Here is a 12674-nt window from a genome sequence, read left to right on the forward strand (position 1 = left end):
TGGCGGGTCGCCTTCTTTGCTGACTTTCTTGGCGAAGCAAGAAAGTCAGTCGCCCGCCGGGGCGAACACCCGGCCAATGTCACGCAAAAAAAACGGAAAGCCGGCCAGTAACGGCCACCCTGCCAGGCATGGAGAGCCTTACCTGCCGAGGGCGAAAACCCTTTCCATACTTAACGCGAACAGCGCCAATTCATTCGACCTCCGCGCGCTGAATCATTGGCCTGCCTTTGATCGGCGTCCGCGGTCGAATGAATTCGACCCCACATTAGAAGCACCTCGCCCCGGCGGGCAAGTGGACCGCTGTCCCGACCGCCAAAGCAAAAAGGCCGATTCCTTGCGGAACCGGCCTTTTTGCCAATCGGGTGGTGCTCATGGGCAGGATTGAACTGCCGACCTCTCCCTTACCAAGGGAGTGCTCTGCCACTGAGCTACATGAGCCTTATCCCATTGTGTCCTGGCCAGATGGCTGTCTGGGGGACGGGAAAACTGGAGCGGCAGAAGAGTCTCGAACTCTCGACCTCAACCTTGGCAAGGTTGCGCTCTACCAACTGAGCTACTGCCGCATTGGACTTTAAGTACTGCAGACGCCTGTTGAAAGCGCCTTGTCCGAAGGCCGGCACTATACAGGAAACCCGCGATTTGTGAAGCCCGCGATTGAAAAAATTCATCCATGCCCGGAGGCGGGATGGGGGTGGGGGGGCTTTCGGGTGGGGAATGTCTTTTCATTTCAAGGCTGTACCGGGCACGCGGGGCAGGGCGTCGAGACCTCCTTTGGTGCAGCGGCGGCGGGTGATGCCGGGTTCTTGTGCATGGGCTGCCTGGCGGTGGCGCTAAATCCTTGATTTTTCGTGTCCTCGGCCCTTGGCACAGCTCCTGCTTCTTATTGAGAAACTTTTTTTCATTGAGTGCAAACAGGAGCCATGTCCCATGAAGATCCAGCACAGCAGCCCGGCCATCCCGGCCGTGGGCGCCGTCCCTTGCGGAGGGCGCCATGAAGTGGATTAGCGCAATCATCAAACCCTTCAAGCTCGACGAGGTCCGCATGGCCCTCAACGCCGTCGGCGTGCAGGGGCTGACCGTGACCGACGTGAAGGGCTTTGGCCGCCAGAAGGGGCATACCGAGCTCTACCGGGGCGCCGAGTACGTGGTGGATTTTCTGCCCAAGGTGAAGATCGAGGCCGCCGTGCCCGACGACGTGCTCGAGACCGCCATTGCCGCCATCGAACAGGCTGCGGCCACCGGCAAGATCGGCGACGGAAAGATTTTCGTCTTCGATCTCACCCGGGCCGTCCGCATCCGTACCGGCGAGTCCGGTACGGCCGCCATCTAAGGAGAATCCCATGAAACGCTTGCTCGCTTTCGCGCCCTTCCTTGCGGCCGCACTCTTTTCCACCCCGGGCTGGGCCGACGGTGCCCCGCCGGCGCCGGTACCCAACAAGGGCGACACCGCCTGGCTGATCACCGCCACCTTGCTGGTGGTGATGATGGCCACCCCGGGCCTCGGCCTGTTCTATGGCGGCATGGTCCGCGCCAAGAACATGCTGTCCGTGCTCATGCAGACCCTGGTGATCTTCTGTCTGCTCGGCGTGCTGTGGGCCGTGTATGGCTACAGCCTGGCCTTCACCGACGGCAATGCCTTCATCGGCGGCTTCGACAAACTGTTCATGAAGGGGGTGACGCCCGAGACGGTAGTGGCCACCTTCAGCAAGGGCGTGGTGCTGCCCGAATACCTGTTCGCCTCCTTCGAGCTGACCTTCGCCGCCATCACGCCGGCGCTGATCATCGGGGGCTTCGCCGAGCGCATCAAGTTCTCGGCGGTGCTGATCTTCATGGTGCTGTGGTTCACCTTCTCCTACATCCCGATGGCCCACATGGTCTGGTACTGGGCCGGCCCGGATGCCTTCACCTCGGCCGAAGCTGCGGCCAAGGCGGGCGAGTTCGCCGGTTTCCTGTTCAACAAGGGCGCGCTGGACTTTGCAGGCGGCACGGTGGTGCACATCAACGCCGGCGTGGCCGCGCTGGTGGGGGCCTACATGGTGGGGCCGCGCATCGGCTACCGTCGTGAGTCCATGGCTCCCCACAGCCTGACCATGACCCTGGTCGGCGCCTCGCTGCTGTTCGTGGGCTGGTTCGGCTTCAACGTGGGTTCGGCGCTGGAAGCCGGTGCCACCGCCAGCCTGGCCTTCTTCAACACCCTGGTCGCCACCTGCGCCGCCACGGTGGCGTGGACCATCGTCGAGGCGATCTTCAAGGGCAAGCCGTCGATGCTGGGTGCCGTCTCCGGCGCCATTGCCGGCCTGGTGGTGATCACCCCGGCCTGCGGCCTGGTCGGCCCCATGGGCGCCATCATCATGGGCTTCCTCGGCGGCATCGTGTGCTACTGGGGCGTCAATGGCCTCAAGCGCATGCTGGGTGTGGATGACAGCCTCGACGTGTTCGGCGTGCATGGCGTGGGCGGCATCCTGGGGGCCCTGCTGGTCGGCGTGTTTGCCGCGCCGGAGCTGGGCGGTGCCGGTGTATGGGACTACGTGGCCAATGCGCCCGGCACCTTCGACATGGGCGCCCAGATGGTGGCCCAGGCCTGGGGTGTGGGTACGGCGGTGGTGTGGTCCGGGGTGGTGTCCTACATCGCCTTCAAGCTCATCGACCTGACCATCGGCCTGCGCGTCAGCGAGGAGGACGAGCGGGAAGGCCTCGACTTGAGCGCCCACGGCGAGTCGGCCTACCACCACTGATCCATCCGCTGTCTGCTGCAGGGCCTACCCCGTCCGGATGTTCCGGGCGGGGCAGGCCCTGGTGGCCTGGGCTCAGGTGGCGTCGCCCGGGTTGGGGTACATCAGCACGCTGAGAAAGCGGATCGGGCATTGGGTGAGCTTCTCGGGACCGTGCGGGATATCGGCCCGGAAGGTGAGGGAATCCCCCGGGGTGAGCACATAGGTGTTCTGCCCGTGGCGGTACTCGATCTCGCCTTCGAGCATGTAGATGAACTCGGTGCCCGGGTGCTCGAAGATCGGGAAGGTTTCGGATTCGTGGTCGATGGTGATCAGGAAGGGCTCGAAGACCTTGGTCGGGCCCTGATCGTAAGCCAGCAGATGATAGGTGTGGCCCTTCTTGGTGCCCCGCCGCACCACCTCCATGCCTTCCCCCTTCTTCACCAGCTGTGCGCTCCCGTCGCGCACGTCGTAGCCCCGGAACAGGGTGGCGATGGACACCCCCAGGGCGCCGGCCAGGCGCGACAGGGTGTCGAGGCTGGTGGCGGTCTGGGCGTTCTCGATCTTCGACAGCATGCCCCGACTGATGCCCGCCAGGCTGGCCACGTCGGCGATGGTCAGCCCATGTTTCTGGCGCAGATCACGAATGGTGTTGCCCAGGTAGCGCTCCAGGCTGCCGGAGCTGTCGGTGTCGCTCATGGGGGATCTCCCGCCGAAATAAGGATGCCGGGATTATTGCACAGGCGGCATTTGTTTCACTGTAGGAAAAATAGTTGACATGATTCGGGGTGCGATGCACCATACGAAAAAATAATTCTCTACATGAACTTCCTGACGGAGTTGAGAGCATGTCATCGAGTCGTCGTTACACCCTGTCCCTGTCCTGCCCTGATCGGGTTGGCATCGTGGCCGCCGTGAGTGGCTTCCTGGCCCAGAACCAGGGCTGGATCACCGAAGCCAATCACCACGCCGACGCCGAGGCAGGCCGCTTCTTCATGCGCCAGGAGATCCTGGCCGACTCGCTGCCCTTCGGCATCGAGGCCCTGCGCGACAAGTTCGCCCCCATCGCCGCCGAGTTCCAGATGGACTGGCGCATCAGCGACAGCGCCCGCAAGAAGCGCGTGGTGATCCTGGTGTCCAAGCAGGAGCACTGTCTGTACGACCTGCTGGCGCGCTGGCAGGCCGACGAGCTGAACATCGAGATCCCCTGTGTGATCTCCAACCACGAGACCTTCCGCGGCTTCGTGGAATGGCACGGCATCCCCTTCCATCACGTGCCGGTCACGCCGGAGAACAAGCCGGCGGCCTACGCCAAGGTGGCCGACCTGTTCCGCGAAGCCGAAGGCGATGTGATGGTGCTGGCCCGCTACATGCAGATCCTGTCGCCCGAGCTGTGCGAGAACTACCCGGGGCAGATCATCAACATCCACCACAGCTTTTTGCCCAGCTTCGTCGGCGCCAAGCCCTACCACCAGGCCTACACCCGGGGCGTGAAGCTGATCGGCGCCACCTGCCACTACGTGACCAGCGAGCTGGACCAGGGGCCGATCATCGAACAGGACGTGATCCGGGTGGACCACTCGGACGCCCCGGACGACCTGGTGCGCTATGGCAAGGACATCGAGAAGGCCGTACTGGCCCGGGGCCTGCGCTACCACCTGGAAGACCGGGTGCTGGTGCATGGCAACAAGACGGTCGTCTTCCGATGAGCCCGGCCACCCCCCGTAGGGGCGACTTCAGTCGCCCGCGGACGCTGATCACCGGCCTGCCCTTCATCCCCGTGCTGCGGGCGGCCCAAGCCGTTTCCCGCATGGCTATCTGAGGACTCGAAAATGCCCTGGCGACTCCTGCGCTTTGCGCTGAACAAGAAGCATCCGGAGCCCCGGATGTTCACCTTCCACGAGAAGCTCAAGCCGAGCTACGACGTGGTCATCATCGGGGCCGGCGGCCACGGCCTGTCGGCGGCCTACTACCTGGCCAAGGAGCACGGCATCACCAATGTGTGCGTGCTCGAGAAGGGCTACATCGGCGGCGGCAACACCGGCCGCAACACCACCATCATCCGCTCCAACTACCTGACCCCCGAGGGCGTCAAGTTCTACGACGAGTCGGTGAAGCTGTGGCAGGACCTATCCACCGACTTCGACCTGAACCTGTTCTACGCCAACCGCGGCCACTTCACCCTGGCCCACACCGACTCCGCCCTGCGCACCATGCGCTGGCGTGCCGAGGTGAACAAGCACTACGGGGTGAACTCCGAGGTGGTCGGCCCGGAGGCGGTGAAGGAAGCCGCGCCGATGATCGACCTGTCCTGTGCCGGCCACGCCCCCATCCTCGGCGCCCTGTACCACGCGCCGGGTTCGGTGGCCCGCCACGACGCGGTGGCCTGGGGTTACGGCCGCGGTGCCGACCAGCGCGGCGTGGAGATCCACCAGCAGACCGAAGTACTGGGCATCGATGTGCAGGCCGGCAAGGTCAAGGGCGTCAAGACATCCCGCGGCTACATCTCCACCGGCAAGGTGCTGTGTGCCGTGGCCGGCTCCACCCCGCGCATCCTCAAGATGGTGGACGTCAAGACGCCCCTCTACATCCACCCGCTGCAGGCCATGGTCAGCGAGCCCATCAAGCCCTGGCTCGACCCCATCCTGGTGTCCGGCAGCCTGCACGTCTACATCAGCCAGTCGGCCCGCGGCGAGCTGGTGATGGGCGCCTCCCTGGACCCGTACGAGCTGCACGGCACCCGCTCCACCCTGGATTTTGTCGAGGGCCTCAGCACCCACATGCTGGAGATGTTCCCCTTCCTCTCCGGTGTGAAGGTGATGCGCCAGTGGGCCGGCATGGCCGACATGACCCCCGACTTCGCCCCGATCATGGGCAAGACCCCGGTCGAAGGTTTCTACCTGGATTCCGGCTGGGGCACCTGGGGCTTCAAGGCCACCCCCGTCTGCGGCAAGACCATGGCCCACACCCTGGTCAACGACACCCCGCATCCGCTGATCACCGGCTTCTCCATGGACCGCTTCCGCAACTACGCCCTCACCGGCGAAAAGGGCGCAGCGAGCGTGGGCCACTGAGTCGGCCACCGAGAGGAAAACCACCATGAAGATCCTGACCTGCCCCCTCAACGGCCCCCGCCCCGTCTCCGAGTTTTTCTACTGGGGCGAAGTGCGCCCCATGCCCAACCCGAACCTGGCCAGCGACGACGAATGGGCCGACTACGTCTTCAACCGCAACGGCGCTCCCGGGGTGAAGAAGGAGTGGTGGTGCCACACCCCCAGCAACACCTGGTTCATCGCCGAGCGTGACACCGAGAAGGACGTCGTGCTCAAGACCTACTTTCATCAGGGAGAAGAATGATGCGTTTGCCCGCCACCAGCGGCGAGTGGATCGACCGCTCCCGCCCCCTCGAATTCCGCTTCGAAGGCCGCAGCTACAAGGGCTACGAGGGCGACACCATCAGCTCGGCCCTGTGGGGCGCCGATGTGCGCGTCCTCGGCCGCAGCTTCAAGTACCACCGGCCGCGGGGCGTGCTGTCCCTGGCCAACCATGACACCAACGCCCTGCACCAGCTGGGCGGCACCCCCAACGTGCGCGCCGACGTCACCCCGCTCGTCGCCGGCATGGACCTGAACGCGGTCAACACCTTCGGCAGCCTCGAAGCCGACAAGGGCCGCTTCCTGGGCAAGATGGCGCGCTTCCTGCCGGTGGGCTTCTATTACAAGGCCTTCCACACCCGCAAGCTCTTCCCCATGTGGGAGCGCATGTTCCGCTACATGACCGGCCTCGGCCGGGTGGATCTGCAGGCGCCCCATCGCAGCACCCCCAAGGCCTACGACTTCTGTGACGTGCTGGTGATCGGCGCCGGGCCCTCCGGCCTGTCGGCCGCCCTCTCCGCCGCCGCCCAGGGCGCCGACGTGGTGGTGGTGGATGAGAACGCCCGGGCCGGTGGCAGCGCCAGCTACCAGATCGGCAACGAAGCCAGCCGCCGTCGCCTGCTCGCCGAGCTGCTCGTCAAGGTGGCGGCCCAGCCGCGCATCCGCGTGCTCACCGGCACCTACGCCGCCGGTTACTACAAGGACCACTGGATTCCCCTGGTCAGCGCTGAGCGCATGCTCAAGATGCGCGCCGGCAGCGTGGTGGTGGCCAGCGGCGCCTTCGAGCAGCCTGCCGTCTTCCACAACAACGACCTGCCCGGCGTGATGCTGGCCAGCGCCGCCCAGCGCCTGATGTACCGCTACGGCGTCAAGCCGGTGAACAAGGCGGTGGTGCTGGTCGCCAACGCCGACGGCTACCGGGCCGCTCTCGACCTGCTGGCCCAGGGTGTGGGTGTGGCCGCCGTGGTGGACCTGCGCTCCACCGCCGGCAGCGCCGACCCCCTGGCGCGCCTGCTGCAGCAGTCCGGTGTCGAGATCCTCGGCGGCCACGCCGTGGTCGAAGCCCTGCCCGACGGCAAGGGCCTGTGCGCCGGCGCCCGCGTTGCGCCGCTGCAGGCCGATGGCAGCCCCGGCGCCAGCCGCCGCGACATCGCCTGCGACGGCATCCTGATGAGCACCGGCTGGGCGCCCGCCGCCAACCTGCTGTACCAGGCCGGCACCCGCATGCGCTACGACAGGAAGGTCGAACAGTTCGTCCCCGACGTGCTGCCCGACGGCGTGTTTGCCTGTGGCCGCGTCAATGGCGTGCATGAGCTGGCCCGGCGCATGGCCGACGGCACCCGCGCCGGCAGCCACGCCGCCGCCGCCGCCGGCTTCGGCCAGGCCAGCGGCGAGGCCCTGCCCCCCGAAGCCGAGAGCCCCAGCCACCCCTGGCCCATCGTCGATCACCCGGCCGGCAAGAACTTCGTCGATTTCGATGAAGACCTGCAGTTCAAGGATTTCTGCAACGCCGTGCAGGAGGGCTTCGACAACATCGAGCTGCTCAAGCGCTTCTCCACCAACGGCATGGGCCCCAGCCAGGGCAAGCACTCCAACATGAACGGGCTGCGCATCCTGGCCCGCCTCACCGGCAAGGAGCCCCAGCAGGTCGGCACCACCACGGCGCGCCCCTTCTACCACCCGGTCCCCATGGCCATCCTGGCCGGGCGCGGCTTCAACCCGGAGCGTCGCACCCCCCTCACCAGCCGCCACGACGCCCTCGGCGCCAAGTGGATGCCGGCCGGCGTGTGGCAGCGCCCCGAGTATTACCAGGTCGCCGGCCAGGACCGCCTGGCCTGCATCCGCGGCGAGGCCCATGCGGTGCGCAACGGCGTCGGCATCATCGACGTGGGCACCCTGGGCAAGCTGGAGGTCATCGGCCCCCAGGCCGCCGAGTTCCTGGAGCGGGTGTACACCTCCAACTACGCCAACCTCAAGGTCGGCATGACCCGCTACGCCGTGATGTGCGACGAGTCCGGCGTGGTCATCGACGACGGCGTGGTGGCCCGCCTGGCTGACGACCACTTCTACTTCACCACCACCACCTCCGGGGCCGCCACGATCTACAGGGAGCTGTCGCGCCTCAATACGATGTGGCGCCTGGACTGCGGCATCGTCAATCACACCGGCGCCTTTGCCGCGGTGAACCTGGCCGGGCCGAAATCCCGCGAGGTGCTGGCCGGCCTCACCGGCATGGACTTGTCGGCCGCCGCCTTCCCCTACCTGGCGGTGCGCGAGGGCGAGGTGGCCGGCATTGCCGCCCGCCTGATGCGGGTCGGCTTCGTCGGCGAGTGGGGGTACGAGATCCACGTGCCCGCCGCCAGCGGCGGTGCCCTGTGGGACGCCCTGATGCAGGCCGGCAGGGCCCATGGCATTCGCCCCTTCGGTGTGGAGGCCCAGCGCCTGCTGCGCCTCGAGAAGGGTCACATCATCATCAGCCAGGACACCGATGGCCTCACCACCCCGCTGGAGGTGGGCATGGACTGGGCGGTGAAGATGACCAAGCCCTTCTTCGTCGGCCAGCGCAGCCTCGCCGCCATCGCCAGGAAGCCGCGCAAGCAGCAGCTCGCCGGCATCACCTTCCCGGTGGGCTACAGCGGCGCCGTGCCCCTGGAGTGCAACCTGGTCATCGACGGCAGCGACATCGCCGGCCGCGTCACCAGCATCGCCTTCAGCCCCAGCCTCGATCGCACCATCGGCCTGGCCTTCCTGCGGCCCGATCTGGCCGTCCCCGGCGGCACCGTCAGCATCCGCCTCACCGACGGCACGCTGGTGCAGGCCCAGGTCAGCACCACCCCGTTCTACGACCCGGACAACCTCAAGCAGAAGGAGGCCGCAGAGAGCGCTGCGCCGGGCCGTCCCCAAGCAGGCTCGCACCGCAGTGCGCAGCACGGAGGTACTCCAACAAGTACAAACCTCGCCGTGAGCCCGGTGGCCGAACTCCTCGCCACCACGCTCCTCAAGCCGCAAGACCAGGCCGCCGCGGCCGCCAGCCTTGGCATCGCCGATGTGTCCCTCACGGCCCGCCACGGCTGCAAGGGCCCCGGTGCCATCGCCTGGCTGGAAAGCCTCGGCCTGCCCATCCCGCCCGAGACCAACAGCTGGCTGCCGCTTGACGGCGGTGGGCTGATCGCCCGGCTGGGCTTCACCGAGTTCCTGGTCGAAGGCCCGGATGCCCTGATCGCCCCCATCGCCGCTGCGCCCCGTGGCCCCGGTGTGTACCCGGTGCTGCGCCAGGACGCCGCGCTGATCGTCGGCGGGGCACGCCTGGACGAGCTGCTGCGCCAGACCTGCAACGTCAATCTTCGCCCCCTCGACCCGGCCCGGCGGCCGGTGGTGCTCACCTCGATGGTCGGGGTCGGCGTCACCGTGATCCCGGAGGTGCGCAAGGGGCTGCCGGCCGCACGCATCTGGTGCGACGGCACGTATGGACATTACCTGTGGGAAACCCTGCTCGGCATCGCCACCGAGCTGGGTGGCGGCGCCGTTGCCCCCCACAGCTTCAACTGAATCGCCCGAACCCAACCCACTTTCAGGAGAGCGGCCATGACGCCCACAGAAGCCAAGCAGTTTCTCGTCGACAACGACGTCAAGTACGTATTGGCGCAGTTTGTCGACATCCACGGCACCGCCAAGACCAAGGCAGTTCCCGCCGCCCATTTCGAGAGCATTCTCACCACCGGAGCCGGCTTTGCGGGCTTCGCGGTGTGGGGCCTCGGCATCGAGCCCAACGGCCCCGACTACATGGCCATCGGTGATCTGGACACCCTCACCCTGGTGCCCTGGCAGCCCGGCTACGCCCGCATCGCCTGCGACGGCCATGTGAAGGGCGAGCCCTGGCCTCTGGACACCCGCGTGGTGCTCAAGGATCAGGTCAAGCGCCTGGAGGCCAAGGGCTTCACCTTCTTCACCGGGCTGGAGCCGGAGTTCTCCCTGCTCAAGAAGGATGCCGACGGCAACATCATCCCCACCGATCCCACCGACACGCTGCCCAAGCCCTGCTACGACTACAAGGGCCTGTCGCGCAACCGCGAGTTTCTCGAAACCCTCACCGACAGCCTGCGGGCGGTGGATGTGGACGTCTATCAGATCGACCACGAGGACGCCAACGGCCAGTTCGAGATCAACTACACCTACGCCGACTGCCTGACCTCTGCCGACCACTACCTGCTGTTCAAGATGGCCGCCTCGGAGATCGCCAACGACCTGGGCATGATTTGCTCCTTCATGCCCAAGCCCTTCGCCAACCGGCCGGGCAACGGGATGCACATCCACATGTCCATCGGCGACGGCAAGACCAACCTGTTTGCCGACAAGAGCGACAAGCGCGGCCTGGGCCTGTCCAAGCTGGCCTACCAGTTCCTGGGCGGCATCCTGGCCCACGCGCCGGCCCTGGCGGCGATCTGCGCCCCCACGGTCAACAGCTACAAGCGCCTGGTGGTGGGCCGCTCCCTCACCGGCGCCACCTGGGCCCCGGCCTACATCAGCTACGGGGACAACAACCGCTCGTCGATGGTGCGCATCCCCCACGGCCGCCTGGAGCTGCGCCTGCCCGACGGCGCCTGCAACCCCTACCTGGCCACCGCCGCGGTGATCGCCGCCGGCCTCGACGGCATCGAGCGCAACCTGGACCCGGGCGAACCCCACAACCAGAACCTGTACGCCCTCAGCCCGGAAGAGCTGAAGGCCGCCGGCATCGAGATCCTGCCCCAGAACCTCCACGAAGCCCTGCTGGCCCTGGAGAAGGACACCGTGCTGTGCAAGGCCCTCGGCCCTGTGGCCGGCGAGTTCCTGCGCCTCAAGCACATGGAGTGGGTGGAGTACATGCGCCACGTGTCCGACTGGGAAATCAAGAACTACCTGGAATTTTTCTGAGCCCCTGCAGGTTCAGACGAAACAGGATCAACGAATCAAAGACTTAACGAAGGAGAAGCAACCATGTGTGGAATCGTCGGATTGCTGGTGAAGACACCGGCCCTGCGTGAAAAACTCGGCGAGTTGATGGTGCCCATGCTCATCGGCATGACCGAGCGCGGCCCCGACTCTGCCGGCCTGGCGGTGTTCGGCAACCCCCTCGCCGAGACCGAGCGCAAGATCAGCATCTACTCCGGCCTCACCGAAGACGGCGCCGACTTCAACTGGCTGGGCCTGGGCCACGCCCTCAAGGAGCACCTGGGCGTCGCGGTGAGCGTCGAGCCCAAGGGCAACCACGCCATCCTGAGCTTCGACGTGGCCCCGGCCATCATCAAGCGCTGGATCGCCGAGCACCACCCCAAGCTGCACATCCTGTCCACGGGGCGCAGCATCGACCTCTACAAGGACATCGGCACCCCGGCCGAGGTGGCCGCCCGCTACGGCTTCGACAAGCTGACCGGCTCCCACCTGGTGGGCCACACCCGCATGGCCACCGAATCCGCCGTGACCCCCGACCGCGCCCACCCCTTCACCGCTGGGGAGGACTTCTGCCTGGTGCACAACGGCTCGCTGTCCAACCCCAACGGCATCCGCCGCATGCTCGAGCCGCGGGGCATCCGCTTCGAGACCGACAACGACACCGAGGCCGCCTGCCGCTTCCTGGAATGGCGCCTGCGTGAAGGGGACGACCTGGAGACCGCGCTGCAGAAGGGTTTTGAAGAGCTGGACGGCTTCTTCACCTTTCTGATGGGCACCCCCGACAAGCTGGCCCTGATCCGCGACCCCTTCGCCTGCAAGCCGGCGGTGGTGGCCGAGACCGACGACTACGTGGCCATCGCCTCCGAATTCCGTTCCCTGGCCCACCTGCCCGGCATCAAGCACGCCACTGTTTTTGAACCCGCCCCCGAGGAGATGTACGTATGGAACGCCTGACCTTCGACCTGGCCGCACAGCCCCTGCGGGAGCTCAACACCTTCCTGCACACGGGTGCCAAGGAAGGCAAAGTCGGCCACGTGACCGTCCTCAACCCCGACGGTGCCCACAACATCGCGGTCGGCCTCGACTGCCCCATCGACGTCGAAGTGGTCGGCCATGCCGGCTACTACGCCGGCGGCATGAACAAGGCGGCCACCGTCACCATTACCGGCAGCGCCGGCACCGGCGTGGCCGAGAACATGATGAGCGGCAAGGTGCACGTCAAGGGCTTCGCCAGCAACGGCGCTGGCGCCTCGGCCCACGGCGGCCTGCTGGTCATCGAGGGTGACGCCGGCCTGCGCTGCGGCATCTCCCTGAAGGGCGGCAACATCGTCGTCGGCGGCTCGGTGGGCAGCTTCTCGGCCTTCATGGCCCAGGCCGGCCGCATGGTGATCTGCGGCGACGCCGGCGACGCCCTGGGCGATTCGCTGTACGAGGCCGTGCTCTACGTGAAGGGTGAGGTCAAGTCCCTCGGCGCCGACGCCCAGTACGAAGAGATGAGCGCCGAGGACATCGCCGCCGTGGCCAGCCTGCTCGACCAGGCCGGCCTCGACCACGACCCCAAGGCCTTCAAGCGCATCGCCTCCAAGCGTTCCCTCTACCACTGGAACGCCGACGCCAACCAGGAATACTGAGCCCGCGGCTCGCGCCCACCCGGACT

The 12674-nt window shown here is 66.5% G+C and carries 10 protein-coding genes and 2 tRNA genes; 9 read left to right on the forward strand and 3 right to left on the reverse strand.

What is annotated here, in order from left to right; all coding sequences use genetic code 11:
• Positions 1 to 363: 363 nt before the first annotated feature.
• Positions 364 to 438 (reverse strand) — tRNA-Thr (locus L6Q67_RS09070).
• A gap of 49 nt (positions 439 to 487) precedes the next feature.
• Positions 488 to 563: transfer RNA gene (locus tag L6Q67_RS09075), tRNA-Gly, on the reverse strand.
• Positions 564 to 991: 428 nt separating this feature from the next.
• Between L6Q67_RS09075 and L6Q67_RS09080 the strand changes: the two genes are divergently transcribed.
• Positions 992 to 1330 carry a P-II family nitrogen regulator gene (locus L6Q67_RS09080; RefSeq protein ID WP_296568282.1) on the forward strand — a complete coding sequence of 113 codons (339 nt, stop codon included), beginning with the start codon at positions 992 to 994 and terminating at the stop codon, positions 1328 to 1330.
• Positions 1331 to 1340: 10 nt separating this feature from the next.
• Entirely contained in the window at positions 1341 to 2735 is a 1395-nt protein-coding gene (locus tag L6Q67_RS09085) for an ammonium transporter (protein WP_296568284.1), read from the forward strand.
• 72 nt (positions 2736 to 2807) lie between these two features.
• On the opposite strand, the gene L6Q67_RS09090 is transcribed toward L6Q67_RS09085, so the two are convergent.
• Entirely contained in the window at positions 2808 to 3410 is a 603-nt protein-coding gene (locus tag L6Q67_RS09090) for an XRE family transcriptional regulator (protein WP_296568286.1), read from the reverse strand.
• A gap of 149 nt (positions 3411 to 3559) precedes the next feature.
• On the opposite strand from L6Q67_RS09090, the gene purU reads away from it, so the two are divergent.
• The 7 genes from purU to L6Q67_RS09125 all read left to right on the forward strand — a co-directional run bounded on the left by purU (position 3560) and on the right by L6Q67_RS09125 (position 12648).
• Positions 3560 to 4420 carry a formyltetrahydrofolate deformylase gene (gene purU / locus L6Q67_RS09095; protein WP_296568289.1) on the forward strand — a complete coding sequence of 287 codons (861 nt, stop codon included), beginning with the start codon at positions 3560 to 3562 and terminating at the stop codon, positions 4418 to 4420.
• Between the two features lie 123 nt (positions 4421 to 4543).
• Positions 4544 to 5785 (forward strand): FAD-dependent oxidoreductase, encoded by a 1242-nt coding sequence (locus L6Q67_RS09100; protein WP_296568291.1) that lies wholly within the window; start codon positions 4544 to 4546, stop codon positions 5783 to 5785.
• A gap of 25 nt (positions 5786 to 5810) precedes the next feature.
• A complete protein-coding gene (locus L6Q67_RS09105) occupies positions 5811 to 6068 on the forward strand; it encodes a sarcosine oxidase subunit delta (protein WP_296568293.1) in 258 nt (85 codons plus the stop codon).
• Positions 6065 to 9634 (forward strand): 2Fe-2S iron-sulfur cluster-binding protein, encoded by a 3570-nt coding sequence (locus L6Q67_RS09110; RefSeq protein WP_296568295.1) that lies wholly within the window; start codon positions 6065 to 6067, stop codon positions 9632 to 9634. Before L6Q67_RS09105 ends, L6Q67_RS09110 begins: the two co-directional genes overlap by 4 nt.
• Before the next feature lie 36 nt (positions 9635 to 9670).
• Positions 9671 to 10999 carry a type III glutamate--ammonia ligase gene (gene glnT / locus L6Q67_RS09115; protein ID WP_296568297.1) on the forward strand — a complete coding sequence of 443 codons (1329 nt, stop codon included), beginning with the start codon at positions 9671 to 9673 and terminating at the stop codon, positions 10997 to 10999.
• Between the two features lie 63 nt (positions 11000 to 11062).
• Positions 11063 to 11971, forward strand: coding sequence for a class II glutamine amidotransferase (locus tag L6Q67_RS09120; RefSeq protein ID WP_296568299.1), 909 nt, complete (start codon positions 11063 to 11065; stop codon positions 11969 to 11971).
• A complete protein-coding gene (locus L6Q67_RS09125) occupies positions 11959 to 12648 on the forward strand; it encodes a protein glxC (protein ID WP_296568301.1) in 690 nt (229 codons plus the stop codon). Before L6Q67_RS09120 ends, L6Q67_RS09125 begins: the two co-directional genes overlap by 13 nt.
• Positions 12649 to 12674 lie beyond the last annotated feature (26 nt).

Source organism: Zoogloea sp., assembly GCF_023150065.1.
Lineage (GTDB): Bacteria > Pseudomonadota > Gammaproteobacteria > Burkholderiales > Rhodocyclaceae > Zoogloea.

Excerpts from the sequence above, each read along its gene's own strand:
- L6Q67_RS09080 (WP_296568282.1), top strand. The coding sequence starts at position 992 with ATGAAGTGGATTAGCGCAATCATCAAACCCTTCAAGCTCGACGAGGTC.
- L6Q67_RS09085 (WP_296568284.1), top strand. The coding sequence starts at position 1,341 with ATGAAACGCTTGCTCGCTTTCGCGCCCTTCCTTGCGGCCGCACTCTTT.
- L6Q67_RS09090 (WP_296568286.1), bottom strand. The coding sequence starts at position 3,410 with ATGAGCGACACCGACAGCTCCGGCAGCCTGGAGCGCTACCTGGGCAAC.
- purU (WP_296568289.1), top strand. The coding sequence starts at position 3,560 with ATGTCATCGAGTCGTCGTTACACCCTGTCCCTGTCCTGCCCTGATCGG.
- L6Q67_RS09100 (WP_296568291.1), top strand. The coding sequence starts at position 4,544 with ATGCCCTGGCGACTCCTGCGCTTTGCGCTGAACAAGAAGCATCCGGAG.
- L6Q67_RS09105 (WP_296568293.1), top strand. The coding sequence starts at position 5,811 with ATGAAGATCCTGACCTGCCCCCTCAACGGCCCCCGCCCCGTCTCCGAG.
- L6Q67_RS09110 (WP_296568295.1), top strand. The coding sequence starts at position 6,065 with ATGATGCGTTTGCCCGCCACCAGCGGCGAGTGGATCGACCGCTCCCGC.
- glnT (WP_296568297.1), top strand. The coding sequence starts at position 9,671 with ATGACGCCCACAGAAGCCAAGCAGTTTCTCGTCGACAACGACGTCAAG.
- L6Q67_RS09120 (WP_296568299.1), top strand. The coding sequence starts at position 11,063 with ATGTGTGGAATCGTCGGATTGCTGGTGAAGACACCGGCCCTGCGTGAA.
- L6Q67_RS09125 (WP_296568301.1), top strand. The coding sequence starts at position 11,959 with ATGGAACGCCTGACCTTCGACCTGGCCGCACAGCCCCTGCGGGAGCTC.